This is a genomic window from Deltaproteobacteria bacterium (assembly GCA_026129095.1).
Lineage (GTDB): Bacteria > JAGRBM01 > JAGRBM01 > JAGRBM01 > JAHCIT01 > JAHCIT01.
On the sequence record JAHCIT010000005.1, the window covers coordinates 213,197 to 238,576 of the forward strand.

Below are 25,380 nucleotides of genomic sequence, written 5' to 3' on the forward strand. Positions count from 1 at the left end.
GGAAATGCGCGCCGCCATTCTTCATGGAAAGGAAGACCTCCGGCTGGAGGAGGTGGAGCGGCCCCGGCCCGCGCCGGGAGAGGTTGTGGTCCGGGTACGGGCGGCGACCACCTGCGGAACGGATCTCAAGGTCTGGCTCAGGGGCGGACACGCGAGGATGATCCAGCCGCCCGCCCCCTTCGGACACGAGTTCGCTGGCGAGGTGGCAGAACTGGGCGAAGGGGTGACGGCGTTCGCCACAGGCGACCGGATTGTCGCCAACAATTCGGTACCGTGCGGAAGCTGCTTTTTCTGCCGCAAGGACCAGCCGAACCTCTGCGAGCAGATCGCCTTCGTCAACGGCACCTATGCCGAATACCTGCTTCTGCCGGCGGCCCATGTTTCCCGTGCGGCGATCCGGATACCGGACGGGGTTCCATTTGAAACCGCCTCCCTTTCGGAACCGCTCGCCTGCGTCCTGTGGGGCCTTGAGAACACGCCTGTCACCCGTGGTGACGAACTCGTGATCCTGGGCGATGGCCCCATCGGCCTCATGTTCGCCGCCGAGGCGGTCCTGACGGGGGCCACCGTGCGGGTAATTGGCGGGTCCGATTCCCGGCTTGCCTGTGCACGGAGAATCGGCGCTGCCGAGACGTACAACTACCACCAGCAGCCGGACACGGTCGCCCTCGTGAAAAAACGCTGCAACGGCGGCCGCGGACCGGATCTCGTGGTGGAAGCGACCGGGAAGTCCGGCGCCTGGAACGAGGCGGTGGACCTCGTGAGAACCGGCGGCCGGGTCAACCTGTTTGGCGGTTGCCCGAAGGGCACCGCCGTCAGCTTCGACACCGAACGGATTCACTACGGGCAGGTCTCGCTGCACGGGGTATTTCACAACACCCCGGAGACATTCCGCAGGGCACTGGAGCGGCTCGCATCGGGCGGCTTCCCCGTCAGGGAGATTCTCTCCGAAGAACGCCCGCTCCCGGAACTGGCGGCCGCCTTCGACCGCATGCGCCGCCGGGAAGTGGTCAAGGTTGTGATCCGTCCATAGGGCCCCTTGCTCCTCCCGATAACCGTCTATACTGGCTGGTTACGCCGGGAGGCGAAACCGGGTGCGCTACAAGGATGACAAGCCGTTTGAACTGGTGAGCCCCTTCCGGCCGGCAGGGGATCAGCCGCAGGCAATCGACCAGCTCGTCCGGGGCCTGCAGGCGGGTTCCCGCCACCAGGTGCTGCTGGGTGTCACGGGGTCCGGCAAGACGTTTACCATGGCGAACGTGATCGCCCAGGTGAACCGGCCGGCTCTGGTGCTCGCGCACAACAAGACGCTCGCCGCGCAGCTCTATTCCGAGTTCAAGGAACTGTTTCCGAAGAACGCGGTCGAGTATTTCATCTCCTATTACGACTACTACCAGCCGGAAGCCTACATCCCCGGTTCGGACACCTACATCGAGAAGGACAGTTCCCGGAACGAGGAGATCGACAAGATGCGGCACGCGGCCACCCGCTCCCTGCTGGAACGGCGGGACGTCGTGATCGTGGCATCGGTCTCCTGCATCTACGGCATCGGCTCGCCGGACGCTTATGGCGACATGCTGTGCGCCATCGAAACGGGCGAGGAAATCGACCGGGACATGTTCCTCCGGAAGCTGGTGGAGATCCTCTACCAGCGAAACGACGTGGATTTCGCCCGCGGCACGTTCCGCGTACGCGGCGACACGGTGGAGGTATTCCCGGCCTGGGAGATGGAGCGGGCCATCCGGGTGGAGTTCTTCGGGGACGAGATCAGCTCGATCCGCCTGATTGACGCTCTCACCGGAACGACACTGGACCGGCTCGAATCGGTGGCGATCTACCCGGCCTCACACTATGTCGTGCCGCCGGACATGAAGTTCCGCGCCATCGAATCGATCAAGACCGAACTGCGCGAGCGGCTGGCCCAGCTCCGCGACCAGGGCCGGATGCTGGAAGCCGAACGTCTGGACCAGCGGACGACATTCGATCTGGAGATGATACAGGAGGTAGGAACCTGCCCCGGAATCGAGAACTACTCGCGGCACCTCACAGGCCGCAAGGCCGGCGACCCGCCTGCCACGCTGCTGGACTACTTCCCCAGGGATTTCCTGCTGGTGGTGGATGAAAGCCACCAGACGATCCCGCAGGTTGGCGCCATGTTCAAGGGCGACCGGTCACGGAAGGAAACCCTCGTCGAGTACGGTTTCCGGCTGCCCTCGGCGCTGGATAACCGGCCCCTCAACTTCCAGGAGTTCGAGGGCCGCATCTCGCAGGCTGTCCACGTATCGGCCACCCCCGGCGACTGGGAACTCCAGAAGGCCGGCGGGGTGGTGGTGGAGCAGATCGTCCGGCCGACCGGCCTCGTCGATCCGGCCATCGAAATCCGGCCCGCCACGAACCAGGTGGAGAACCTGTTGTCAGAAGTCCGTGCCGTCGTCGCCAGGGGTTACCGGGTATTCATCACGACGCTCACCAAGCGGATGGCCGAGCACCTTTCCGAGTATTACGCCAATGCCGGCGTCCGCGTGAAATATCTCCATTCCGATATCGACGCGCTGGAGCGGGTGCAAATCCTGCGCGAACTCCGGCTTGGCGAGTTTGATGTCCTGGTCGGGATCAACCTGCTCCGTGAAGGCCTGGACATACCGGAGGTGGCGCTCGTTGCCATCCTCGATGCTGACAAGGAAGGTTTCCTCCGTGGCCGTACGGCACTCATCCAGACATTCGGCCGTGCCGCCCGCAACGTGGACGGACGTGTCGTCATGTACGGCGATACGGTGACGAAGGCGATGGAAGAAGCCATCGCCGAAACCGATCGCCGCCGCCGGATCCAGACTGCCTACAACGAGAAGCATGGCATCATTCCGCAAACCATCGTGAAGGCGGTCCGCGAGGGGCTCAAGACCTCTGACGGCGGAGCGGCCTACGAACGCGACGCCCGGGCCGGCCTGAGGGCCGCCGAAGAACCCGCCGACTATCTGCCGGTGGCCAAACTGCCGCAGGTGACGGCGCGGCTGGAAAAGGAAATGAGGGAAGCGGCAAAGTCCCTGGATTTCGAAAAAGCCGCGGCCCTGCGGGACCGCATCCGCGAACTGAACGAGCGGGCCCTCGGCCTTCGTGACGACCAGATGATCAACACCGCCGCCCTCACTACCCTGCCCGTGCAGCCCCGCCGTGCCAAACCCTATCCATCGACAGCAGTCCGGATGGCAAAAAAGAAGGCCTCCCGCGGGCGGCGGACTGGCCGGTAACCGCCGTGCGTTTTCTCGGTATCGATCTGGCCTGGAAGGACGGCAACCCCTCCGGGCTCGCGCTTCTTGGCGGACAGAAGTTCCCGCTTCACCTGCGGGAGACCGTCCATACGCTGGACCGTCATCCGGAAGTCCACGGCTGGATTGCACGGCAGGTCAGGAACCACCGGGCGGCAGTGGGCGTCGACGCGCCGCTGCTGGGCCTTGGAACCGGAGCCCGCCGGGAATGCGACGATGCCATCAGCCGTGCTTTCGGACGGTTTCATGCCTCGACCCACAGTCCCTCCCGGTTCCCCGGCCTGGAACATTTCGCCGCCAGGCTGGTGCGTGACCACGGCATGAGGTGCTTCGCCCCGGACTGGCGTCCGGCACCGGCCCTGCCGGCCATCCGCGAGGTTTACCCTAACGCCCTGCAGGTGATGCTGTTCGGACTTGATACGAAGCCCCGCTCCACTATCGTCAAATACAAGCGGCGACGGTTTTCAACGAAAGCCGACTGGGTCCACCGGGGCCTGGGGCCGTTTGTCCGCAAGCTTATGAACGTGGTCGCAGGACGCTATGTCGTTCCCGCTGGCCGCGAGTGGCAGGCTCTCGTTTCAGCAACGCCATCGCCCTCGATGACGGGCTCTGAACTGAAATCCATCGAGGACCAGTGGGACGCGCTCCTGTGCGCGCTGGCCGTTGCGCTTGAGTTCTTCCAGAAAGATTCCATGCGCCCCTATCCGGACAGCTATAACTGGCGGCAGGGATACATACTGGCACCGGTGCCGGGCGGGAGCGGAAACCAGTGACCTCCGGACCATGCCGAAACCGAATGCTGCCAACGCTCGCGCTCGCCGGCGTGGCGATCCTGACCACGTCGTGGGTGCATGTCCGGAACTGGCAGAACGGGATGGAGGGATGGAGGAACGAGCGGTATACGGCTTACAGCATCCACTTTTCCGAATACGGCCTTTTCCAGTCCGGGCCCATTCCCCGGCCCGTCGTTCGTCAGCTGGAAACGCCCCGTTACTACACAAACTATCCGCCGCTCTACCCGGTCGCTGCCAGCATTCCGGTAACGCTGTTCGGCGAAAATGCCCTTGGCACCAGCCTTGTCGACATCCTTCTGGCCGCCGGCATCGTGTTCATTCTCGCCCGGCTGGCGGCCCGACCGGCGCCCGCCGATCCCCGCTGGGCGATACTGGCCCCGCTGTTCGCCGCCGTATTGCCGGGACTCCCGTTCGCCGCAAGAACCAGCGAGGCTCCCGGTGTACCGTCGCTGTTTGGCAGCCTTCTGGTGCTGCTGGCCTATGTGCGGTTCGCCGAACGCCCCGGTAACGGCCGTCTCACCGCTCTGGCAACGGCCTCTGTTGCCGCATTGCTGACCGGATGGGCCACGCTGGCCGCCATCGCCGTTTGCATGGCTCATCTGCTGCTCCGGCGGCAGGAGATTCCCGCCTGGAAAAAAATGGCCGCCATCTGGCTCATGACAGCGGTATTTACGGCTCTGTTTCTAATTACTGTCTACATGTCACCGGGGGGCGGCCTGCTTGGGCTGGCGCGCTTCATCGAAAGAGTCACCTACTATCTCAGCAGCTCGCAGGGTATCAGCGGGACTGCCGTGTTCTGGCCACACTGGACGGCGGTATTTTCCACCTGGCGCTGGATGGCGACCCTGCCGGTATTGCTTCTGGGAACTGCCGGTCTTTCCCTGTACATGACGGAGACTGACCAGCCGGTGCCCATATCTGCAGTCACCATCAACCGGCTCCTGCTCACAATTGCCCTGGTCCATGCATTTTCCTACCGGTCAATGCTGAACGACTGGTTCGCGCTTGGCATTCCGGTCACCGTCGCCCTGGCGTTTTCCGCCGGACTTCTGCTCGCTTCATTGCCCTGGAAACGGGTCGCCATTGCTGCGGCGGCAGCCATTGCTGCCGCGGGGCTCGCTGGAATCCACTGGCGGCTGGAAACCGAGCGGATATTCTACGCGCCTGTCGTCGCCTTGTACCAGGAGACAGCGGACTATTTGCGGGGCACCGCCCTCTCCAGCCTGCGACCGGCTGCCATCGGCACCAATTTGTGGATTCCAGAAGGGTTTGAGAATGCCGCCGGGCCCGGCATTGAACTCGTCACATCCAGCAATATCTCGCTGCTGCCCCACATGGGGTTGGGCGCCTATCTCGCCGTCAATCTTGAAAACCGGCGGGATCTGGCGCCGGACTACCTGGGTCCGAAGCACCACGGAGAAGCTCTCCATCTTCTGAGTGACCGGCCCCTCGCCCGAGGAGAAACATACAGGCTGGTACCTCTTACTCCCGGCCAGACTGACCGGCCAGATACGCCGCTTGAGGTTTCCACCTCTCTGAGAGACGGCACCTCCATCAGCTTCCGCCCTCCCATCCTGCTCGCCCGGTCGGAGATACGGATCATGGACACGCCATATCTGGGACATGAACTGCTCCGGGAGGCGGGGCCCGAGCTGGCGGTCACCGTCGCGGATAACCTGATGACACTGCGGCTCCCCCCCGCAGGAAAATCAATGGATGCGTTTTTCAGGTCGCTGATCCGCTATCCCTGGCTGCTGGGCCGCTACCGGGATGCTCCGGTAGGCGGAACTGTCACGCTGGCCGACGGCGGGCGATGGCAGTTCAGCTGCCCGCTCCCCGTGGATGGCCGCGCCCGGTGTGAAACCCGCCTGCTTCCGGCCGCGCCCTGACCTCCATCAGACTTTTTCGCCGCCACGGAAGGCGAGCCATTCCTCCGCTGTATTGATGTTGAGGAACTGGTGCGGACCAGCATCGAGATCGGCGGCGGGGATGACCTTGACGCCCGTGACAGACGAAAGCGCCCGGACGAGCCCGCGTTCACCGCCTGCCCACAACCGGTTGAGTTCTTCCAGCAGGCTGGTGCTGTAGATGCCGTGGAGCGGTTCCGGTCCCGAAGCCGACCGGGGCAGGATGGCGCGAGCATCCGACTCCGCCGCCAGTTCGACCAGCGCGGCGATCGGCCCCGGCTCGATTCCCGCCAGGTCACAGGAAATAACGAGATTCCAGGACGCCGCACCCAGTCCCAGAGCCGTCAACAGCCCGCCCAGCGGCCCTTCTCCGGGATACTCGTCCACAAGAACCGGGTAGCCGAACTGGCTGTAGGGAGCCGCCGAGCCTGCCACCAGGCAGACCTCGCTGCACAGCGGGCGGAGGATACCCGCCACATGGGCCACGAGCGGGCGCCCCCGGAAATCGAGCAGCGCCTTGTCGCGTCCCATGCGGCTGGATTTGCCGCCGCAGAGCACGAAACCGGCCGGTTTTCCAGCATGAGCCACCCCGGAAGCGTAGAGCATCGGCGCGGAACGTGTAAGGCACTCCAGATGGCCGTTGCCTTGGAACTCCCTTCGTGGGAGAATGCCGTTTCGATCTGCTCGTCCGGAGGGGCATCAGATTGGGCGAACCGGAAACCAGGCGGCGCTGGAGATGTTCGTGGTGCGGATTCGAGCACGATGGACCTGCGCCCGTGCACGTCTGCGACGTATGCGGAGCACCGGGAGACGAGTTCGTCGAGGTGGCTGCGAAAACGGCCGAAACGGCAGGCGACACCTCCCTTCTTTACCGGAAGGGCGGGCCGCTTCCCGGCAACCAGGAGGAGTAAGGGGAGATGTTCATTACATACGCATTGGGGCTGGTTCTCGACTACGACACGGAAACCGCCGGTTCGGTCATCAACAGGGTCTGGGCGGCACTCGAAACCGACCCCGTCATGAAGAAAAAGATCAGCAAGGCGGCCGCCGTGGAGGGTTCCAACGCTGACCGGCTCGAAAAGGCATTCCGTGAACTGACCGGTTTCCCGCTGCTCCCCAATCCGCTGGCCTATGCCCAGGGATTCGCAGGCGGCGTGGCAGCCGCGATGATTCCTTCGAAACGCATTACTGCCCTGTTCGACTCGGGCCTTCTGGACCGGGTGGTGGAAATCTACTGGGGCCTGAAACGCGACTACGGCGATGAGCGGGGCCGCGAACTGTTCCAGACGATGATCGATACCCACAAGGCCGAGTTCGCCATGTTCAAGACCAAGCGGCATCTGCGCCGTGTGGCATGACTAAAGCCCTCCGGGCCGTCCACACTGGCGCGGTATGGCCGGATTCCCAGGATTGCGCCGGACTGAAGCACGCACCCTTCCGGAGCGGCTCGGAACATTCGTTGAGGTGGCGTCGAATAACGCCTGCAACCTGTCGTGCGTTTACTGCTATGGCCTCGGCCATCCCCCGCCAATGCGCATGACCGAAACCGGGTATGCGGGCCTGCTGGATGAACTGCTGCCCCGTGCCAGCATACTGGTGCCTTCGGCCGGGAGCGAACCCTTCTCGGCGCATCTGGACATTGCCACCCGCAAGGTCGTCGAGCACGGCCGCCGGATGCTCCTCATCACCAACGGAACATTCCCCATGGCCAGCACGGTCCAGACGCTGGGGAAGCATCTCTACCGGCTCCAGGTTTCGGTCGATTCCCATCTGGAAGAGACCTACGAGCGGATGCGGCCAGGAGCGAAGTTCCGCAATGTTCTGGCCAACCTGCGTGAGGCCATCGGTGTGTTGCGCGGCATGGACCTCCTACACCGGCTCGTTGTGAGCATTGTCCTGACCCGGGATACCGCCCACTCGGTTGCCGGGACGATCCGTTTCTTCCGGAAAGAAGGCGTGGAGGCTTTTCTCGTGCAGGAGCTGTACCGGTTCGACCCGCGTCTCGACGCCTACCAGCCCGACCGGACGTCCATAGAACAGGTCCGCAGCCAGTGTCCGGCAGTGGCCCGTGAAACCCTGAGCGATATCCTGTTCGCGCATCCGCCGGTACAGCGGTTCAACGGGCGCGCAGAAACGGCGCCGCCCGTGGAGTGGGATCCCGAAAACATCCGGGCCCGGATGGCCGAAAAGCCTGGCCAGTGCTGGCAGGCCTGGGAGTGGCTCAAGATCCATCCGGGCGGGAATGTCCACCCCTGCTGCGTTGCGCCCCCTGAACTGGAACTGGGAAATCTCTCCCGGAAAACCCTGGCAGAAATTCTGGCCGGTGGCGGGCGGGAGAGGCTGCAAGCCGCTTTTGAAAATGGTAATCCCCCGTCCGTATGCCGGACCTGCCCTCTGCTCGGTCAGATAGCCCGGCCTCTGGAAGTGGTGACATGAGCGAAAGCAAGACCCCGGAAACCGGTGACTGGCCCTTCCACGACGATATGCCGCCCGGCCGCGAGGCCCGCCAGCTTGAGCGCGCCAACACCGCGCCGTTCCTGAAACTGATCGGCGCCCGCGTGGAAGCCGTCCGCAAGGACTGGGCGCGGATGGCCATCGATTACCGGCCGGACCTGAACCAGCCAGCGGGGATCATGCACGGCGGCGTGCACGCCACGCTGGTGGATACGGCAGTTGCCCAGGCAATCGTCACGACGATCAAGCCGGGCTTCCAGATGGTGACGATCCACCTCGATACCAAATATTTCAAGCCCACCGCGTCGGGAACCCTCATCGCCGAGGGGACAATCATCCGCAAGGGCAAGCGCGTCGTGCATGGCGAAGTCTCGGTGACGAACCAGAAGGGCGAACTGGTTGCACAGGGCTGGTGCGTCTATGCCATCGTGAAAGCCCGCCCCGAGGAAACCGCGGGCGTGGCAAAGTAGGGAGCTTTCATGGACCTGAAAGGCAAGAAGATCGCCGTTACCGGAGCTACCGGATTTCTCGGACGCTATATCGTGGATACGCTGATTGGGCACGGGGCCCTTGTGGTTGGCGTCGTGAGAAATCCGGACCGTGTGCCCGAACTGAAGGTGAAAGGTGTTGAACTCCGCAAGGCCGACCTTGCCGACCGGGACCTTCTGGCTGAAGGGTTCCGGGGGACGGATGCGGTCATCTCCAATGCCGCCCTGTTCGACATCGCCAACCAGAACTGGGAGGACCACCTCCGGACCAACATCGACGGCACGCGCAACGTGTTCGATGCGATCCGTCAGTCAGGGGTCAAACGGGCAGTGCATGTCTCGTCAGTGGCCGTCTACCGTGGCCACAAAAAGCCGGTTACCGAGGACCACCCGCAGCACACCGAAGCCAGCCGCCGCAACCGCGCCACTATCTATGTCATCTCCAAGGCCCTGTCGGAGCAGCTCGCATGGAAACTGGCCGCCGAATACAGCATCAGCCTCACCAGCGTCCGGCCGTCCGCGATCTACGGAGCGTTCGATACCAACATCACGCCCTGGATCCGGCGGCTCATGGCGCCGCCGGTCACGATCGCCCCGGCCATGCTGCATTTCCCGCTGGTCTACGCGGGCGACGTGGCCGAGGGCATCGCACTCGTACTGGAAAAGCCGGAGATCACGGCAGGAAAGGCATACAATCTTTCCGGAAGTGATGTGAGCGTATGGTCGTTCATGGACGCCTGGGCCGAGGCCAAGGGGAAGCGGCCCCTGCTCCGGATCCCGATCCCGGTGCCCATCAACCGTCATTTTGATATCACCCGCGCCGCCACTGAACTGGGCTGGCAGAACCGCCCGTTTATCGACTGTCTCAAGGAGACTTTCGCGGCGGAGGCAGGGAAATAAAACCGCCCTTGCCGGTCCCGGCTGCATTCAGATAAGGAACAGTCCCATGAAGATTGCCGCCGGAGCCGACCATGCGGGTTTTGAACTGAAGGCCCAGCTCGCCGAAAAGCTGCGATCACTCGGCCATGAGGTGACCGATTTCGGCGTCGCTGCGGCAGATTCGGTGGACTACCCCGACTACGCGGCAAAGGTCTGCAAGGCAGTCATGGCAGGCGAGACAGAACTGGGCATTCTTGTGTGCGGCACCGGACAGGGCATGGCGATGACCGCCAACCGTTTCCGCGATATCCGCGCTGCCGTCTGTTCCGAGCCCTTTTCGGCCCGTATGGCCCGTGCCCACAACAATGCCAACGTCCTGTGCCTGGGAGCACGGGTCGTGGGAGCGGGCCTTGCCGGAGAAATCCTCGACACCTTCCTCAATACCGCCTTCGAGGGCGGCCGCCACGAACGCCGAGTTCACAAGATCAACAGTTCCAGTGCCTGAAGGGCGTTCCAGCCCCCGTTTGCCCCGCTGCCCGGTTGGGATATAGGTATGCGGTCCGGGGCGTCCAGCCCGGACCCAATGGGCCGCTCCGGGGGAGTTCAACGACACATGCCCAGCCTCGCCGCCAAACCCTCCGCCAGCGATACCGGACCGGCCATCGTGGCCGACGAAGCCCGTCTCCGGGCCCAGGATCCCGAAATCTGGCAAACGCTTTCCGACGAACTGGCCCGCCAGCGCGGCCAGCTCGAGATGATTGCCTCCGAAAATTTCACCAGTCCGGCCGTCATGGCGGCCGTCGCCTCGGTGCTTACCAACAAGTACGCCGAAGGATATCCGGGGAAACGCTACTACGGCGGCTGCGAAGTGGTGGACGTGACCGAAACGCTCGCCATCGAGCGGGCCAAGAAGCTCTTCAACTGCCAGTTCGCCAACGTGCAGCCCCATTCGGGCTCATCGGCCAACATGGAAGCCTATGCCGCCCTCATCAGTCCCGGCGACACGATCATGGGGCAGGATCTCTCGCACGGAGGGCATCTCACGCATGGCTCGCCGGTGAACTTTTCCGGTTCGCTCTACAAGGTCGTCTCCTACCAGCTGGATCCGCAGACCCAGCGGCTCAACTTTGACCTGATCCGCAAGGCGGCACTCGAGCACAAGCCGAAGATGATCATTGCAGGAGCATCCGCGTACGCCCGGCTCATCGACTTCGCCGAATTCCGCAAGATCGCCGACGAGATCGGGGCATTCCTCGTGGCCGACATCGCCCATGTGGCGGGGCTTGTTGTCACGGGCCTGCACCCCCATCCGTTTCCCCATTGCCACATCGTGACCACCACGACGCACAAGACGCTCCGGGGGCCACGCGGCGGACTCATCCTCACCAACGACGAGGCGATCGCCAAGAAGATCAACTCGAAAGTATTTCCAGGCAACCAGGGCGGCCCGCTGATGCACGTTATCGCCGGCAAGGCCGTGGCGTTCAGGGAAGCCCTCCAGCCGGAATTCGCTGTCTATGCGAAACAGATCATCTCCAACTGCCAGGCGCTCGCCAGGGTGCTGCTGACGCGGGGCATCGCCCTCGTCTCCGGCGGCACAGACAACCATCTTCTGCTCATCGACCTGTCGAGCCGCGAAGTGACCGGCAAGGACGTGGAGGACGCCTTGGGAGAGGCGGGCATCACGGTGAACAAGAATACCGTTCCCTATGAAAAGCGTTCGCCGTTCGTCACTTCCGGCGTCCGCGTCGGAACGGCGGCCCTCACCACCCGGGGCATGAAGGAGCCGGAAATGGAACAGATCGCCGGGTGGATATCCGACGTGATCGGGAACCCGAAGGACACGGCCCGCATCCAGAAGATCCGTGCCGCCGTGGCGGACCTGTCAGCCCGGTTCCCGCTATACCGGTCCTGAGGCTCAAGGAAAGGCATGGAGAACAAACCGCCGCTTCGCAATACCCACGCCCGGCCCGACTGGGACGAGTATTTCATGGACATGGTCCATGTGGTCAAAAACCGCTCGACCTGCATCCGGCGGGCAGTAGGGGCGGTGATCGTCAAGGACAAGCAGGTACTCGCCACCGGTTACAACGGCCAGCCCCGGGGCGCGGCCCACGCAGCCGAGGTGGGGTGTCTCCGCGAAAGGCTGGGCGTGCCGTCCGGCGAACGGCACGAACTGTGCCGCGGGCTCCATGCCGAGCAGAATGCGATCATCCAGGCCGCCTACCACGGCGTCGCCATCGCCGGGGCGGAGGTTTACTGTACCACCAAGCCATGCATCATCTGCACGAAGATGCTCATCAACGCGGGCATCCAGCGCGTCCACTACGAGGAGTTCTATGACGATCCGCTGGCCGACGAGCTGGCGGCCGAATGCGGCATGGAGATGGTCCAGTACCTTCCCAAGGACCAGCGCCCTTCCGCAGCCGCCGAAAAGGCCGGTGTGCCCGAGTTCCGGCCCGGCCTCACCCACAAGGGCGAGACTGTCCCCGGCTAGGAAAGGCAGGGTCGCACCCACGTGAAGTGTCCCTTCTGCGGTCATCTCGATACCTCGGTGGTCGATTCCCGGGAAACCCCCGACCAGCGGCAGGTCCGCCGCCGGCGCGAATGCAAATCGTGCAACGAGCGGTTCACGACCTATGAAACCGTCGAAGAAATCCTCCCACAGGTGGTGAAAAAGGATGGCCGCCGGGAGCCCTGGGACCGGCACAAGCTCCATATCGGCTTGCGGCGGGCCTGCGAAAAGCGGCCGGTCTCCGAGGAGCAGATCACCAGGCTGATTACGGGCGTCGAAGAGCGTCTTTTTGAAAAGTACCCGCGCGAGGTCAGTTCGCAGGAGATCGGCGAAGCCATGATCGCCGAACTGCGCAATCTCGACCCGATCGCCTACCTCCGCTATGCCAGCGTATACCGCCAATTCGACGACCCAAGCCAGTTCGCCGAGGAAGTGAACCGGCTGCTGGGCCGCAAGTAGCCCCGGAAGCCGCCACCGGAAACCGCCGCCATTTCTTGAAACCGCTGGCGATATCCACCTAAAAATACCCCCATGTCCGGCCCCCGAATCCTGACCGTCGACGACGAGGATCTGATCCGCTGGTCGCTGAAGGAGCGGCTGTCGGCCGCCGGCTATGAGGTCCATGAGGCCGAGACCGGTGCCAGGGCCGTCTCCCAATGTGAATCCGGGGTGGATCTCGTGCTGCTGGATTACCAGCTACCGGATACCGACGGACTGACCCTGCTCGGAAAGATCAAGACACTTGATCCGGACATACTGGTAATCCTGATGACCGGACACACCAGTGTGGAAACCGCCGTCGAGGCGATGAAGCAGGGTGCCTACGACTACGTGAACAAGCCATTCAACCTGGACGAGATCGAAATGCTCGTTGCCAAGGCGCTGGAAACGACGCGGCTCCGGCGTGAGGTGAAGGCGCTCCGGCAGGGGGTGAACGGCACATACGGATTCGACCAGATCATCGGCGAGTCTCCCGCCATGCACTCGGTGAAGGAACTGCTCCAGCGTATTGCCGCGAGCCCCGGTTCCACGGTCCTGCTGACCGGCGAGAGCGGCACCGGCAAGGACCTTGCCGCCAAGGCGATCCACTACAACAGCAGCCGGGCCGACGGTCCGTTCATGAACATCACCTGCTCGACCATCGCCGAGACGCTGCTGGAAAGCGAGCTGTTTGGCCACGAAAAGGGGGCGTTCACCGATGCCAAGGGCCAGAAGAAGGGGCTCCTGGAACTGTCCCACGGGGGAACGGTCTTTCTGGACGAGATCGGCGAGATCAGTCCCGCCCTGCAGGCCAAGCTGCTGCGGTTCCTTGAGGACCGGACCCTGAAGCGCGTCGGCGGCCATGCCGATATCCGGGTGGACGTGCGCGTCGTCGCCGCCACCAACCGCAACCTGGAGGAAGCGGTCCAGAAGCGGGAGTTCCGTGAAGATCTCTACTACCGGCTCCGGGTTCTCCCGGTGGCCCTGCCCCCGCTCCGGGAGCGTCGCGGCGACATACCGCTCCTGCTCAACTTCTACATCGACCGGTTCAACCACGAGTTCAGACGGAACGTGAAGGGCGTAACGCCGGAAGCGCTGAAAGCGCTCGAAGCCCACAACTGGCCCGGCAATATCCGCGAGTTCAAGAATGCCGTCGAGCGGGCGATGCTGCTCACGACCAACGATACCTTGGGACCGGAGGATTTCCTCATGCTGGCACCCCGGCAGGCCGCTGAACCCGGCGCCTTCCGGCTGCCGGCCGACGGCATCCGGCTCGAAGACGTGGAGCGTGACCTGGTCCGGCAGGCCCTCGACCTTGCCAAGGGCAACCAGACCCGCGCCGCCGCCCTTCTTGGCATGAACCGGGACCAGATCCGCTACCGGATCGAGAAGTTCGGGTTCGACAAGCCGCCAAACTGAACGGTTCCATTGCCGGACCTGCCGCTTCCGGCTAGGGGAACCGGTTCCCTGAAAGGATGGCTGCCCGCCTCCAACTGACAGGGCACACAAACCGGAGCCCGGATGCGAGCCGTTTTCACCGCCATTTTCCTGTGCATGGTTCTGGGAATCGAACTAGTCCGCTACGGCTGGGCGAACCTGTGGATCACGCTCGGACCCAGGACGAAGCGCCGTGCAGGCCGGCTGCACGCCAAGGGAGCAGCCATAGCCCGGTTCTGCAGCAACACAGGCCCGACCTTCACCAAGATCGGCCAGATTCTTTCAAGCCGGCCTGACATCCTGGAGCCCGAGATCATCGAAGAACTGGCCATGCTTCAGGACCGCGTACCGCCCGTGCCATTCGCACTCATCCAGAAGATTATCGAAGGCGATCTCGGCGGCCCGCTGGAAAAGTTTTTCCTGCAGTTCGAGGAAAAGCCGATCGCCGCCGCGAGCGTGGCGCAGGTCCACCGGGCCTGGCTTCACGATGGGCGTGCGCTGGCGGTAAAGGTCCAGCGGCCCGGCATGGCACGCAAGTTCGAAAGCGACATCTCCGTGCTCAACTTCTTTGCCGCGTTCACTTCGCTGGTTCCCGGCGTGAAGAACCTCCGGCTGCCCGAGCAGGTGGACGAGTTCGGACGTGCGCTTCACAGCCAGCTCGATTTCAGGGGCGAGCGGGATAACAACCGGCTTTTCGCCGCCCTGTTCCGCGACGTGCCGTGGGTACGGCTGCCCGCCGTACACGAGGAACTCTCCGGCCCCCGCGTCATCACGATGGAGTTCGTCGAGGGGAAGAAGGTTCCCGATTACATCCGGAGCCGGAACGCCCCGGACACCGAGCTGGCGGAGCGGCTGTATACCCTCTATCTGCTCATGTGCATCGAACGGCACACGCTCCATGCCGACCTGCATCCCGGCAATCTGCTCATCGACAACGACCGCCGGATCGTCATGCTCGACACGGGACTCGTTTACGCCGTCCCCCGGCACTACGCGCAGAAATACATGCAGCTGCTGCTCGCCTTCGGAACATTCGACGGCCACCTGCTCACCCGGGCCTATCTCGCCGACCGGACGGACATCGATGAAGATCGCCGCCGCATCATCGGCGACAAGACCCACGAAATGACACAGAAGGTGCTCCAGGGCGACGTGCGCGAGATCGATCTTGCCGACGTCTGGCAGGATCTTCTTGCCCTGCTCCGCGAGCAGGCGGTGACTTTCGACCGGGAACTGACATTGATTGCCGTCACGGATTCCACGTTTTCCGGCATGGCCCGGCAACTCGATCCGGAGTTCGACTTCTTCCAGTTCATGATCCGGGAGACAGCGCGCCTTATCTTCGAGAAGAAGGTTCTCCCGGCAGACGACCCGTACCTGAAGGAAGCCCTGCGTATCCAGATGCTCGGCGGCGCCAAGAAGGTTTACGAGCAGAAGCAGGCATCCGCCGCCGCACAATCCTAGCGGCTGAAAAACCCGCCCAGCGTTTTCGCAAGCAGTTCCGGCTGGTCGTAGTGGACCATGTGCCCCGCGCCGGGAATAACCGTATAGCTGCCGTTTGCGAACAGCGCCGCCCGGTCCTCGTACCGCTGGCGGTCGTATTCGCTCTCGCCACCCCGGATGCAGAGCACCGGGCAAGTGATCCGCGCCCAGAATGATCTGGCCTGTTCGGCATTGAACGGCTGGGGCGACATCACCTTGTGAACCGGATCATGGGCGAACTGGACCTTCCCTTCGCCATCACGGACCGAAATCTCGTCTGCCAGGAACCGGGCGAACTCCGGCGCAAGCCGGGGGTACATTTTCATCAGCCGGGCAGAGATGTCCTCTACCGTGTCATACGGCCGCGGACGCTTCGTGCGGAACTTGCGGTGCTCGCCGATCCACCGCCGGAACCGGTCCGGTGCAATCGAGACGCCCACATCCGGAGGCCCGAGCCCCTCGATATTCACGTATTTCACGGTCCGCTCCGGAAACGTGCCCACGTACAGCGACGATGCCATCCCACCCATCGAATGGCCCACCAGATAAAACGGCTGGTCAGGGGAAATGTGGTCAGCCACCTCGGCGATATCCTGCACATAGTCGGGAAAGTGGTAGTCCCCTCCCCGCTGCCAGGTGGAACGGCCCATCCCCCTGAAATCGAACGAATAGGTACGGAACTGCAGGGCGAAATGCGGGGCTACCCGTGCCCAGGCGGCTCCGAGGTCCAGCCAGCCGTGGCAGAACAGCAGCACCGGAGCGTCAGCCGGCGCTCCCGGCCAGTTGAGGTACTGGAGCCGGAGCCCCGGAAGGTTCAGCCAGTGACGGGTGGGGGGATGGGTCTGCTCGTTCATCCGGACAGCGAGCATAGACGCACCGGCCCGGCAGGTTAAACTGGTCTGCCGATGGCCCTTGAAATCATCCAGTTGCCCCAGTGGCAGGATAACTACGCCTACCTCATTGCCGACCCCGTGGCGGGAGAGGCCGCCGTCGTGGACGCGCCGGAGCCGGGGCGGATACCGGAACTCCTGAAAGAGAAGAACTGGCAGCTCAAGGCGATCTTCAACACCCACCACCATCCGGACCACATCGGCGCCAACCGGGAGCTGATCCGGATGTATCCGGGGCTGGAAATCTACGGCCACCAGAACGACGCCGGGCGCATCACCGGAATGAACCGGCCGGTGGATGACGGCGACACCGTGAGACTGGGCAGTGAAACCGCCGAAGTCCTGTTCGTCCCCGGCCATACGTCGGGGCATATCGCCTACCGGTTCGGAGGCGACGTGTTCGTGGGCGATACGCTGTTCGCCGGTGGCTGCGGCCGGCTGTTCGAGGGCACGGCGGTCCAGATGCACCGGTCCCTCTCCCGGCTGGCCGCCCTGCCCGCCATTAGCCGCGTCTGGTGCGCCCATGAATACACGGAGAGCAATCTCCGGTTCGCCGTCACCATCGAACCTGGCAACAGGGCGCTTGCAGCCCGTTACCAGAAGGTCCGCGACCAGCGGACAAAAGGAGTCCCGACGGTCCCTTCCACCATCGGCGAGGAAAAGGAAACCAACGTCTTTCTCCGGTGGGATTCGCCCGAAATCATCGAAAGATGCCGGGAAACGGACCCCGGCTCCGCCGCCGACCCGGCGCAGCGGTTCGCCATCGTCAGGAAACTCAAGGACCGGTTCTAGATCAGGAAGTTCCGCCGCTCGTCGGCGATGAGATCGGCGCACTCCATCCCCGACTGGCAGGCGAGCTCGGTGCCGACGCCGCGTGAACCGGCGGCGTCTCCGCACATGTACAGGCCACGGATCGGAGTCCGGTGCCCCGGCCTGTTTTTACCCACCTGGTCGGGCGTCTGGCCCGTGGTCACGGCCGCGCCGCTCGACTTTCCGATCCAGCTCGCGATTGCCTGCACCGAGAAGGTGTCCTCGAACACCACCTGCTCCCTGGAACCCGGCACCATGTCGTAAACAGCCGTCAGCATGTTGTCGATCCACTTCTTCGGCCCGTCGTCCAGTTCCACGTCTGTCGTCGGGGCGACCGCGCAGGCGGTGAGAAGCTGCATTCCCGGCGGAGCGAGACCGGGATCGAAGTTCGTCGGGATCGGGCAGTAGATCGGCGTGAACGGCGCGACCTTTCCACTTTCAAGCTGCCGGAAGGTTTCAATCATCGTCTCGTGGTTCATCTGGTTCCGGTCAATCTTGCGCGGGTACCCCCCGCAAATGCACCCGGCGCGGGTCACACCCTTTTTGAGACCGATCTTCGCCTGCACCGCGATGTAGCTTCCCTTGATCGCCTGCACCCGTTTTGCATAGGCCTCGGAAAGATACTCCTTCCCCACCATGCGGAACATGGTGTCCTGCATGGATGAGGTGGAGATGACGACCGGGGCGCGGAACGTCCGGTTCCCGCGGGCGATGACGCCAGTGGCCTTGCCGTCCTCGACGAGGATTTTCTCGACACCGGCCATCGTCATCACCTGCGCGCCGTGTGCCTCGGCGCCCTTCAGGAACGTCTGCGGTATGATCGCCGAACCGCCTTTCGGATAGCTCAGGCTGTTGTCGCGGAGAAAATGCTGGAGGTTCCAGATCGACTCCCCCGCCGACGCCTGCCAGGTGGGCAGGATGAAGTAGAGCCCCAGAAGAAACCCGATCAGCGTGTGGACAAACGGGTCTTTCGTATAGACCGACATGAACTCGTCGATGGTCCGGGTGTCCCAGTATTCGATCCGGTCCTGCGGCATCGTCACGATATCACGGAACATGCGGATGATGGACGGCAGTGCCGTCAGCGGCAGCCCCGACTGGACCAGCACCTGCAGCGCGAATACCGGAAGCCGCCGGGGATCGGACGGCATCCGGGCGTCAATGTTGAACCCTCGCACCCAGGCGATGTCCCTCGTCCGCCGGAACTCGATCGGTGTCCCCATGCCGAGACGTTTCGTGCATACGCCGAACGGCCCCTTGTTCCCGCGGATGAACATGTGGGTTCCCATGTCGATCCGGAAGCCGTCCTTCTCGTACCAGGAACAGGACCCACCCACGCGGGGATTCTTTTCCAGTATCAGTGTCCTGAATCCATGCTTTGCCAGGATCGCGCCGCAGGCCGACCCGCCCATGCCGGTACCGATGACGATGGCATCGAAACTGTCTTCGGCAGCGCGGCTGGCGGACTTCTTCCGGCTCCGGGTGGCCGGGGCGGCAGTAGCTGGCATGGCGGATCCCCCTCAACTTCAAGACTGACACAGGTGTCAGTGAGTCCGGGACTACCACAGCCCGCCCCTGCTGAAAAGCCCCGCGGAACCGGCTGGCCCTCCCCCTTGTCACCACCTGCCGGATCGGAAAGGTTTAGGCCCCTCGCTGAAAGGAAACCCATCCATGTCCGAGCGCGAAAAGATTGTCATCATCGGAAGCGGACCTGCCGGCTATACGGCGGCCATTTATGCCGCCCGCGCCAACCTCAAGCCCCTGATAATCGAGGGGCTCCAGCCGGGCGGCCAGCTCACCATCACGACCGACGTGGAAAACTACCCCGGCTTTCCCAAGGGGGTCATGGGGCCGGACCTGATGCTGGAGTTCCGGGCCCAGGCCGAGCGGTTCGGAACCCGGATCATTAGCGCCACGGTGACGGCGGTCGAAAACGCCAAAGCACCCTTCAGGGTCGTCCATGACGGAGGCGAGCCGGTGGAAGCCGAGGCGGTCATCATCGCCACCGGGGCGAGCGCCAAGCTCCTCAACACGCCGAGCGAAAAGAAGCTGTTCGGCTATGGCATATCGGCCTGCGCCACCTGTGACGGGTTCTTCTACAAGGACAAGGACGTGATCGTCGTGGGCGGCGGCGACACGGCGATGGAAGAGGCCAACTACCTCACCAAGATGTGCAAGTCGGTCACGGTCGTCCACCGGCGGCAGGAGTTCCGGGCCTCGAAGATCATGGTCGAGCGGGCCCAGAAGAACCCCAGGATGCGGTGGGAGCTGGACTCCGAGGTGGACGAGTTCCTGGGCGAGGCCGGCCACGGAAAGCCCGGCCTCACCGGCGTCAGGCTGAAGCACATCCCGTCCGGCAAGACGAAAGAGGTCGCCGTGCACGGCGCGTTCATCGCCATCGGACACAAGCCCAACACCGATTTCCTCAAGGGAAAGCTCGACATGGACGAGAACGGCTACATCAGGGTGAAGCCGGGCACGACCTGGACGAACGTCGAGGGCATATTCGCCTCCGGCGATGCAGCCGACCACGTCTACCGGCAGGCGGTCACGGCCGCCGGCACGGGCTGCATGGCCGCCATTGACGCCGAGCGGTGGCTGGCCGGGCGGGGAATAGATTAAAAAATGGCCCCCCGGAACGGGGCGCCCACCCGCTCAATTTATTAATAAATCCGGCTTTTGAAAACGCCACGGCGTGACCAAAAACACATGCTAAGGCCGGTTTCGTGGATATTTGTGAACTCTGTGGATTCCTGGCGCCCAATTAAAAAAAGTCCTTGCATCGCTTCATAGAGAACAGTAGGCTCGCCTCCACAACGCCAGAATGGTTTTGGCGAACAACACACCTTAAGGGGTAATACTCACATGTTCTCAAGCAAGAAGTTTCTCTCTCTCATTGGGGCCGCTGGCCTCGCTTTCGGCGCTTCGGCCTGCAGCAGCAGCTCGGGCGGCGGCAGCATCACGGGCGTCTGCGTTGATGATATCGACTTCCTGGCGGCCGTGATTACGGCCACCTACTCGTTCATCGCGGGCGAAACCGAGATTCCGGATGAGGTCGTTGACCAGGACGTGCTGGATGAGTCTGCTCTCATCTCGATCTGCGCCGAAGTGGGCGTGACCGATGCCAACCCGACTGTTGAAGCCGATGCGGCAGCCCCGGCCGACATCGAAGGATCGGACCCCTCTGCCGAGTGCACCGGCATTCCGGTCGAGATCGACGAGACGACGTTCGAAGCGTCCGGCACCGCCGACATCACCGTCTACGGTGAAAACGACTTCAGCGAAGAAGACTGCGACGACCTGGAAGGCACCTACGACACTCTCTAAGAGAGTTTCGACTAGTTGCTGATCAAAACCGGACGGGCGTCCCCACTGGGGGCGCCCGTTCTGTTTTTGGGAACCAGAAGATTAAAAACAGCCCCGGCAAAGCGGGCTCCTCCACATTAGACCACCCAAAAACGCCCAAATCCACATTAAAAAGGTCTTGCAACGGCCCATGGAGAGCGGTAGGCTCGGTTTCACAGCACTAGAAGGGCTTTTGGTGAAAACACCGGGCCACAAGGGGTAAGAACACATGTTTTCAGGCAAGAAACTTCTCTCTTTCATTGGGGCAGCCGGGCTCATCATGGGCGTGGCGGCCTGCGGCGGCAGCGGCGGCGTGGCGGCCTGCGGCGGCAGCGGCGGCGTGGGTGGCACGATCACCATCGCCTGTGTGGACGGCACGGTAACGCTTTGCGCGAATGGCAGTGTCATCTATTCGCTCGTGACACCGGCGGGAGTCACGGTACCGCCCAGCTCCGGCCCGGTTGATTACACGGAAGTGGTCAATGCGCTGGCCTGTGGCGAGCTTGGCCTGTTCTACGATGATATCGACGAATGCGGCGATCCGGGTCTTGAGGACGAGGATGGCGGCGTCTGCTCGGTCACGATCTCGGACAACCCCGATTATGTGAACGAAACGTCGGCCTACTACTCGCTTGATGGCAGCGTTGATATCACCGCTGACGGCTCGCACGACTTCTTCCTGGACGAATGCGATGACCTCGACAATACCGAGGAACTGACGGAAGTGGATCCCTACGAGATCGCCACCGAGTGCGACGACTGCTCGGACGACTGATCCAGTCATCGTCCGAAAAGCCAGACGGGCGTCCCACCGGGGCGCCCGTTCTGTTTTGTACGCCACCGGATATCGACCTCGCCCCCCGCTCCTGCCATAATCCGCTTGAGTCATGATTTCCCGGCTGGCTTTTTAGGCAAGGAAGGCGGTTCGCGCTGGTGAAAGGTATTGTTCTGGCCGGCGGTTCGGGCACGCGCCTCTATCCGCTGACGATCGGCGTGAGCAAGCAGCTTCTGCCCGTTTATGACAAGCCGCTTGTCTACTATCCGCTGTCGGTCCTGATGCTGGCCGGGATCCGGGAGATCCTCGTCATCTCGACGCCGCAAGACCTGCCCCAGTTCGAACGGCTTCTGGGCGATGGTTCCCGGTGGGGGCTTTCCTTCAGCTATGCACAGCAGCCAAGGCCCGAGGGAATAGCGCAGGCGTTCATCATCGGGGAGAAGTTCATCGGCAGCGATCCGGTGGCGCTCGTCCTGGGTGACAACATCTTCTACGGCCACGGCCTCGCCCAGACGCTCCAGAAGGCGGCCCGCCAGGAGAAGGGAGCCACCGTATTCGGATATTACGTCCGCGACCCCGAGCGGTACGGCGTCGTGACCTTCGACAGCCAGGGTCGAGCCACTGATATTGAAGAAAAGCCCAAAAATCCCCGGTCACGCTATGCTGTCGTCGGCCTTTATTTCTACGACAACGACGTCGTTCCCGTCTCCAGAAACCTGAAGCCCTCGGGCCGTGGCGAACTGGAAATCACCGACGTCAACCGCGAATACCTGCGCCGGGGAACGCTCAAGGTGGAACTTCTCGGCCGGGGCACCGCCTGGCTCGACACCGGCACCCACGAATCCCTGCTGGCTGCCGCCAATTTCGTCGAGGTGGTCGAGGCCCGGCAGGGCCTCAAGGTCTCCTGCCCGGAGGAGATCGCCTACCGGATGGGTTACATCGACGCCGCCCAGCTGGAACGGCTGGCTGCTGATCTCTCGAAAAACAGCTACGGCCAGTATCTTCTGGATATCCTCAAGACGGGCAGACAGGTTCCGTGAAGATTACCGCCACCCCGCTCCCTGGTCTGCTCCTGATCGAACCCAGGGTGTTCGGCGACGACCGGGGATTCTTCCTGGAGAGTTTCCGCTCCGACCGGCTGGCCGAGGCGGGAGTTACGCTTCCGTTCGTCCAGGACAACCATTCCCGGTCCCGAAAGGGTGTTCTCCGGGGGCTGCATTTCCAGATCAAATACCCCCAGGGGAAACTGGTCCGGGTGACACAAGGCGAGGTGTTCGACGTTGCCGTCGATATCCGGCCCGGTTCTCCCTCATTCGGCAAATGGTACGGGGCGCGTCTCAGCGCCGAAAACCACCTGGAGCTCTGGATACCGCCCGGCTTCGCCCACGGCTTCGCCGTACTGACGGAAACCGCCGATTTCCTCTACAAGTGCACCGACTACTACCGCCCGGATGACGAGGGCGGGATCCTCTGGAATGACCCGGATATCGGGATCAACTGGCCACTGGCTGATCCGCAACTGTCCTCCAAGGACCGGGCCTACCCGTGCCTCAAGGATATACCCAAGGACCGGCTGCCGCAGGGCTGAAACCTGTCTTGCTTCGGTGTCTCCGGATGAAATAGATAGGCTCGCGCCCTGTCAAGGAGTCACAGATGAATCCTGCCCGTATCTTCAAGCCGTTCCTGTTCCTGCTGGCGGCGGCAGCCCTGACCGGCTGCCAGAAATCCCCGAATCCGCAGGCCCCGGCAAAGGCTCCGGAACCCGTGACGTTCAAGGTCGGCGCGGCGGCGGACCTGCACTTCGCATTCGAGGAACTGGGCTCGCTGTTTGAAAAACAGACCGGAAAGAAGCCGGTTTTCGTCTTTGGCTCCACGGGCCAGCTGGCCCAGCAGATCAACAACGGCGCACCGTTCGACCTGTTCGTGGCCGCCAATGAGTCGTTTGTCGATGACGTCATTGCCGCCGGTGTCTGCCTGCCCGATACCAAGGCCATGTATGCACGCGGGCGGATTGCCATCTGGACCCGGAAAGATTCCACCATCCCGGCGCCGGAGAAGATCGAGGCGCTGACCGGCGCGGCCTTCCAGAAGATCGCCATCGCCAATCCGGAGCACGCACCCTACGGAAAGGCGGCAAAACAGGCAATGGAATCGACCGGAACCTGGGAGGCCATCGAGCCGAAGCTGGTGTACGGCGAGAACGTCCGGCAGACGCTCCAGTTCGCCGAGTCCGGAAACGTCGAGGCCGCCGTCGTCGCCCTCTCGCTGGCCATTGTCACGCCCAATGGTGTCTGGGAACTGGTCCCCGAGGAACTTCACAAGCCGATCGACCAGGCACTTGCGGCCTGCACAGGTGGCGACAACGTGGAGACCGGCAAGGAGTTCGCCCGGTTCATCAACTCCCCTGAAGGGCGGGCGGTCATGAAGCGCTATGGTTTCGTGCTACCGGGAGAGCAGATCGCACACGCCCCATGATACAGTGGAGTCCGATCCTCCTCTCGCTGAAGGTTTCGGCCATTGCGACGCTCGTGGCAGCCGTGGTGGGGATCATTCTCGCCATCCTGCTGGCCACCCGGAAGTTTCCCGGCCGTGACCTGCTGGATGTCCTCTTCACCGTTCCGATGATTCTCCCGCCGACCGTGCTCGGCTACTACGTGCTGGTCGCCGTCGGACGGCGCAGTTTCATCGGCGGCGTCTGGGAAGACATTTTCGGCTCGCCCATCGTATTCACCCAGACCGGCGCCGTGCTCGCGGCCATGCTGGGCGCGCTGCCGTTCGTGGTGAAATCGTCCCGTACCGCATTCGAAGGCGTGCCGCCGGTGCTGGTACAGGCAGCCCGGACGCTCGGCGCAAACCGGCTGCGCGTCTTCTGGACCGTCCGGATTCCGCTCGCCTGGCCGGGAATCATGGCGGGGATCATGCTTGGCTTCGCCCGTGCGCTCGGGGATTTCGGCGCGACGCTCATGGTGGCGGGAAACATCCCCGGCAAGACCCAAACGGCCTCGCTCGCCATCTACGATGCCATTCAGGCGAACCGCGAGCGTGAGGCGCTCGCCATGATCGTGGTGCTGACGGCCGTTGCCGTTTTCATGCTGTATGCAGCCAACAAGCTGACCGGAAAACCGCATTCCCATGCCTGATACCCTTGCCGCAGTGCTGAACTATGCCGTCCCTGGCGATGGCGGGTTCACGCTGGATGTCGGCCTTGAAGTTCCGCCGGGGCTCACCGTGCTGTTCGGGCCATCCGGTTCAGGCAAAAGCACCGTGCTCGCACTCATCGCCGGACTCCGGCGTCCGGCGTCCGGCCGTGTGCAGCTCGGCTCAAACATCTGGTACGATTCCGGAACCGGAGCCGATACACCGGTCCACAAGCGGGGCATATCCTTCGTGTTCCAGTCGGCGGCGCTGTTTCCGCACCTGAGCGCGCTCGGCAACGTCGAATACGGGATCAGCCGCGAAATCGGCCGGAACGAGCGCCGCGACCGGGCCCTGCACATGCTGGAACGGATGAAGGTCCCCCATCTGGCGAAACGCAAGCCAGCGACATTTTCCGGTGGCGAGGCGCAGCGCGTGGCGCTCGCCCGCGCCTTCGCCCGGTCACCCTCGCTGGTCCTGCTGGACGAGGCGTTTTCGGCACTCGACCGGGAACTTCGCCGGTCACTGGGGGAAGACGTCCGCCAACTCATCGGCGAGGCCGGTATTCCGGGGCTTCTCGTCACCCATCACCGGATGGAGGCGCTCCAGCTCGCCACCCGTGCTATCCTGATCCGCAACGGCAGGATCGAGGGGACCGGAGCCATCGAGGAACTTCTGCCCGCCGGGGGCGGGTACTTTGATGACGAAAGCGGAGGATAAGGA

The 25,380-nt window shown here is 63.2% G+C and carries 27 protein-coding genes; 24 read left to right on the forward strand and 3 right to left on the reverse strand.

The features are described from left to right. Positions 1–4: 4 nt before the first annotated feature. The 4 genes from KIT79_09170 to KIT79_09185 all read left to right on the forward strand — a co-directional run bounded on the left by KIT79_09170 (position 5) and on the right by KIT79_09185 (position 5,949). A complete protein-coding gene (locus tag KIT79_09170; protein ID MCW5829470.1) occupies positions 5–1,033 on the forward strand; it encodes an alcohol dehydrogenase catalytic domain-containing protein in 1,029 nt (342 codons plus the stop codon). 61 nt (positions 1,034–1,094) lie between these two features. Beyond that, the gene (gene uvrB / locus KIT79_09175; GenBank protein ID MCW5829471.1) at positions 1,095–3,248 is read left to right on the forward strand and encodes an excinuclease ABC subunit UvrB; all 2,154 of its coding nucleotides are present in this window, start codon (positions 1,095–1,097) and stop codon (positions 3,246–3,248) included. 5 nt (positions 3,249–3,253) lie between these two features. Then, positions 3,254–4,039, forward strand: coding sequence for a DUF429 domain-containing protein (locus KIT79_09180; GenBank protein ID MCW5829472.1), 786 nt, complete (start codon positions 3,254–3,256; stop codon positions 4,037–4,039). A 23-nt stretch (positions 4,040–4,062) separates the two neighbouring features. After that, complete coding sequence (locus KIT79_09185; GenBank protein MCW5829473.1) at positions 4,063–5,949, forward strand: hypothetical protein; 1,887 nt, start codon at positions 4,063–4,065, stop codon at positions 5,947–5,949. Between the two features lie 6 nt (positions 5,950–5,955). Here the strand turns inward: KIT79_09185 and KIT79_09190 are convergent, their stop codons facing one another. After that, positions 5,956–6,573: a molybdenum cofactor guanylyltransferase gene (locus KIT79_09190; protein ID MCW5829474.1), complete on the reverse strand. Its 618-nt coding sequence runs from the start codon at positions 6,571–6,573 to the stop codon at positions 5,956–5,958. Between the two features lie 98 nt (positions 6,574–6,671). On the opposite strand from KIT79_09190, the gene KIT79_09195 reads away from it, so the two are divergent. The 11 genes from KIT79_09195 (at position 6,672) to KIT79_09245 (ending at position 15,684) form a co-directional block, all read left to right on the forward strand. Then, complete coding sequence (locus KIT79_09195) at positions 6,672–6,878, forward strand: hypothetical protein (GenBank protein MCW5829475.1); 207 nt, start codon at positions 6,672–6,674, stop codon at positions 6,876–6,878. Between the two features lie 6 nt (positions 6,879–6,884). Beyond that, positions 6,885–7,325, forward strand: a complete 441-nt coding sequence (locus KIT79_09200) for a hypothetical protein (protein ID MCW5829476.1) — start codon at positions 6,885–6,887, stop codon at positions 7,323–7,325. 34 nt (positions 7,326–7,359) lie between these two features. Continuing rightward, positions 7,360–8,403 (forward strand): SPASM domain-containing protein, encoded by a 1,044-nt coding sequence (locus KIT79_09205; protein ID MCW5829477.1) that lies wholly within the window; start codon positions 7,360–7,362, stop codon positions 8,401–8,403. Further along, positions 8,400–8,891, forward strand: a complete 492-nt coding sequence (locus KIT79_09210; protein ID MCW5829478.1) for a PaaI family thioesterase — start codon at positions 8,400–8,402, stop codon at positions 8,889–8,891. The genes KIT79_09205 and KIT79_09210 overlap by 4 nt, the downstream gene beginning before the upstream one ends. A gap of 9 nt (positions 8,892–8,900) precedes the next feature. After that, positions 8,901–9,809, forward strand: a complete 909-nt coding sequence (locus tag KIT79_09215) for an NAD(P)-dependent oxidoreductase (GenBank protein MCW5829479.1) — start codon at positions 8,901–8,903, stop codon at positions 9,807–9,809. Between the two features lie 46 nt (positions 9,810–9,855). Further along, on the forward strand, positions 9,856–10,293 hold the full coding sequence (gene rpiB, locus KIT79_09220) for a ribose 5-phosphate isomerase B (GenBank protein MCW5829480.1): 438 nt from the start codon (positions 9,856–9,858) through the stop codon (positions 10,291–10,293). Between the two features lie 108 nt (positions 10,294–10,401). Further along, the gene (locus tag KIT79_09225) at positions 10,402–11,703 is read left to right on the forward strand and encodes a serine hydroxymethyltransferase (protein ID MCW5829481.1); all 1,302 of its coding nucleotides are present in this window, start codon (positions 10,402–10,404) and stop codon (positions 11,701–11,703) included. Positions 11,704–11,718: 15 nt separating this feature from the next. Next, entirely contained in the window at positions 11,719–12,285 is a 567-nt protein-coding gene (locus tag KIT79_09230; protein MCW5829482.1) for a cytidine/deoxycytidylate deaminase family protein, read from the forward strand. A gap of 21 nt (positions 12,286–12,306) precedes the next feature. Further along, positions 12,307–12,762, forward strand: coding sequence for a transcriptional regulator NrdR (nrdR, locus tag KIT79_09235; GenBank protein MCW5829483.1), 456 nt, complete (start codon positions 12,307–12,309; stop codon positions 12,760–12,762). Between the two features lie 72 nt (positions 12,763–12,834). Further along, positions 12,835–14,202: a sigma-54-dependent Fis family transcriptional regulator gene (locus KIT79_09240; protein MCW5829484.1), complete on the forward strand. Its 1,368-nt coding sequence runs from the start codon at positions 12,835–12,837 to the stop codon at positions 14,200–14,202. Positions 14,203–14,304: 102 nt separating this feature from the next. Further along, complete coding sequence (locus KIT79_09245) at positions 14,305–15,684, forward strand: AarF/ABC1/UbiB kinase family protein (protein MCW5829485.1); 1,380 nt, start codon at positions 14,305–14,307, stop codon at positions 15,682–15,684. Here the strand turns inward: KIT79_09245 and KIT79_09250 are convergent. Next, the gene (locus KIT79_09250) at positions 15,681–16,571 is read right to left on the reverse strand and encodes an alpha/beta hydrolase (protein MCW5829486.1); all 891 of its coding nucleotides are present in this window, start codon (positions 16,569–16,571) and stop codon (positions 15,681–15,683) included. The genes KIT79_09245 and KIT79_09250 overlap by 4 nt on opposite strands. Positions 16,572–16,607: 36 nt before the next feature. Here KIT79_09250 and gloB point away from each other — a divergent pair, with 36 nt between their 5' ends. After that, positions 16,608–17,384: a hydroxyacylglutathione hydrolase gene (gloB, locus tag KIT79_09255; GenBank protein ID MCW5829487.1), complete on the forward strand. Its 777-nt coding sequence runs from the start codon at positions 16,608–16,610 to the stop codon at positions 17,382–17,384. Here gloB and KIT79_09260 read toward each other — a convergent pair. After that, positions 17,381–18,910 carry an NAD(P)/FAD-dependent oxidoreductase gene (locus KIT79_09260; protein ID MCW5829488.1) on the reverse strand — a complete coding sequence of 510 codons (1,530 nt, stop codon included), beginning with the start codon at positions 18,908–18,910 and terminating at the stop codon, positions 17,381–17,383. The two genes, gloB and KIT79_09260, sit on opposite strands and share 4 nt — an antisense overlap. 163 nt (positions 18,911–19,073) lie before the next feature. Here KIT79_09260 and trxB point away from each other — a divergent pair, with 163 nt between their 5' ends. The 8 genes from trxB (at position 19,074) to KIT79_09300 (ending at position 25,377) form a co-directional block, all read left to right on the forward strand. Further along, entirely contained in the window at positions 19,074–20,024 is a 951-nt protein-coding gene (trxB, locus tag KIT79_09265) for a thioredoxin-disulfide reductase (protein ID MCW5829489.1), read from the forward strand. Positions 20,025–20,267: 243 nt separating this feature from the next. Beyond that, the gene (locus tag KIT79_09270) at positions 20,268–20,729 is read left to right on the forward strand and encodes a hypothetical protein (GenBank protein MCW5829490.1); all 462 of its coding nucleotides are present in this window, start codon (positions 20,268–20,270) and stop codon (positions 20,727–20,729) included. A gap of 247 nt (positions 20,730–20,976) precedes the next feature. Further along, complete coding sequence (locus tag KIT79_09275) at positions 20,977–21,522, forward strand: hypothetical protein (protein ID MCW5829491.1); 546 nt, start codon at positions 20,977–20,979, stop codon at positions 21,520–21,522. Between the two features lie 158 nt (positions 21,523–21,680). Next, entirely contained in the window at positions 21,681–22,562 is an 882-nt protein-coding gene (gene rfbA / locus KIT79_09280; GenBank protein ID MCW5829492.1) for a glucose-1-phosphate thymidylyltransferase RfbA, read from the forward strand. Beyond that, positions 22,559–23,110 carry a dTDP-4-dehydrorhamnose 3,5-epimerase gene (gene rfbC, locus KIT79_09285; protein ID MCW5829493.1) on the forward strand — a complete coding sequence of 184 codons (552 nt, stop codon included), beginning with the start codon at positions 22,559–22,561 and terminating at the stop codon, positions 23,108–23,110. Before rfbA ends, rfbC begins: the two co-directional genes overlap by 4 nt. Positions 23,111–23,175: 65 nt before the next feature. After that, entirely contained in the window at positions 23,176–23,997 is an 822-nt protein-coding gene (modA, locus tag KIT79_09290) for a molybdate ABC transporter substrate-binding protein (GenBank protein MCW5829494.1), read from the forward strand. Continuing rightward, positions 23,994–24,662 (forward strand): molybdate ABC transporter permease subunit, encoded by a 669-nt coding sequence (modB, locus tag KIT79_09295; protein MCW5829495.1) that lies wholly within the window; start codon positions 23,994–23,996, stop codon positions 24,660–24,662. The genes modA and modB overlap by 4 nt, the downstream gene beginning before the upstream one ends. Next, positions 24,655–25,377 carry an ATP-binding cassette domain-containing protein gene (locus KIT79_09300; protein MCW5829496.1) on the forward strand — a complete coding sequence of 241 codons (723 nt, stop codon included), beginning with the start codon at positions 24,655–24,657 and terminating at the stop codon, positions 25,375–25,377. The genes modB and KIT79_09300 overlap by 8 nt, the downstream gene beginning before the upstream one ends. Positions 25,378–25,380: the final 3 nt, after the last annotated feature.

Bases quoted from the DNA above. Each gene is read 5' to 3' on its own strand.
- KIT79_09170 (MCW5829470.1), top strand. From the start codon at position 5: ATGCGCGCCGCCATTCTTCATGGAAAGGAAGACCTCCGGCTGGAGGAG.
- KIT79_09185 (MCW5829473.1), top strand. From the start codon at position 4,063: ATGCTGCCAACGCTCGCGCTCGCCGGCGTGGCGATCCTGACCACGTCG.
- KIT79_09190 (MCW5829474.1), bottom strand. From the start codon at position 6,573: ATGCTCTACGCTTCCGGGGTGGCTCATGCTGGAAAACCGGCCGGTTTC.
- KIT79_09200 (MCW5829476.1), top strand. From the start codon at position 6,885: ATGTTCATTACATACGCATTGGGGCTGGTTCTCGACTACGACACGGAA.
- KIT79_09205 (MCW5829477.1), top strand. From the start codon at position 7,360: ATGGCCGGATTCCCAGGATTGCGCCGGACTGAAGCACGCACCCTTCCG.
- KIT79_09210 (MCW5829478.1), top strand. From the start codon at position 8,400: ATGAGCGAAAGCAAGACCCCGGAAACCGGTGACTGGCCCTTCCACGAC.
- KIT79_09215 (MCW5829479.1), top strand. From the start codon at position 8,901: ATGGACCTGAAAGGCAAGAAGATCGCCGTTACCGGAGCTACCGGATTT.
- rpiB (MCW5829480.1), top strand. From the start codon at position 9,856: ATGAAGATTGCCGCCGGAGCCGACCATGCGGGTTTTGAACTGAAGGCC.
- KIT79_09225 (MCW5829481.1), top strand. From the start codon at position 10,402: ATGCCCAGCCTCGCCGCCAAACCCTCCGCCAGCGATACCGGACCGGCC.
- KIT79_09230 (MCW5829482.1), top strand. From the start codon at position 11,719: ATGGAGAACAAACCGCCGCTTCGCAATACCCACGCCCGGCCCGACTGG.
- KIT79_09240 (MCW5829484.1), top strand. From the start codon at position 12,835: ATGTCCGGCCCCCGAATCCTGACCGTCGACGACGAGGATCTGATCCGC.
- KIT79_09245 (MCW5829485.1), top strand. From the start codon at position 14,305: ATGCGAGCCGTTTTCACCGCCATTTTCCTGTGCATGGTTCTGGGAATC.
- KIT79_09250 (MCW5829486.1), bottom strand. From the start codon at position 16,571: ATGCTCGCTGTCCGGATGAACGAGCAGACCCATCCCCCCACCCGTCAC.
- gloB (MCW5829487.1), top strand. From the start codon at position 16,608: ATGGCCCTTGAAATCATCCAGTTGCCCCAGTGGCAGGATAACTACGCC.
- KIT79_09260 (MCW5829488.1), bottom strand. From the start codon at position 18,910: ATGCCAGCTACTGCCGCCCCGGCCACCCGGAGCCGGAAGAAGTCCGCC.
- trxB (MCW5829489.1), top strand. From the start codon at position 19,074: ATGTCCGAGCGCGAAAAGATTGTCATCATCGGAAGCGGACCTGCCGGC.
- KIT79_09270 (MCW5829490.1), top strand. From the start codon at position 20,268: ATGTTCTCAAGCAAGAAGTTTCTCTCTCTCATTGGGGCCGCTGGCCTC.
- KIT79_09275 (MCW5829491.1), top strand. From the start codon at position 20,977: ATGTTTTCAGGCAAGAAACTTCTCTCTTTCATTGGGGCAGCCGGGCTC.
- modA (MCW5829494.1), top strand. From the start codon at position 23,176: ATGAATCCTGCCCGTATCTTCAAGCCGTTCCTGTTCCTGCTGGCGGCG.
- modB (MCW5829495.1), top strand. From the start codon at position 23,994: ATGATACAGTGGAGTCCGATCCTCCTCTCGCTGAAGGTTTCGGCCATT.
- KIT79_09300 (MCW5829496.1), top strand. From the start codon at position 24,655: ATGCCTGATACCCTTGCCGCAGTGCTGAACTATGCCGTCCCTGGCGAT.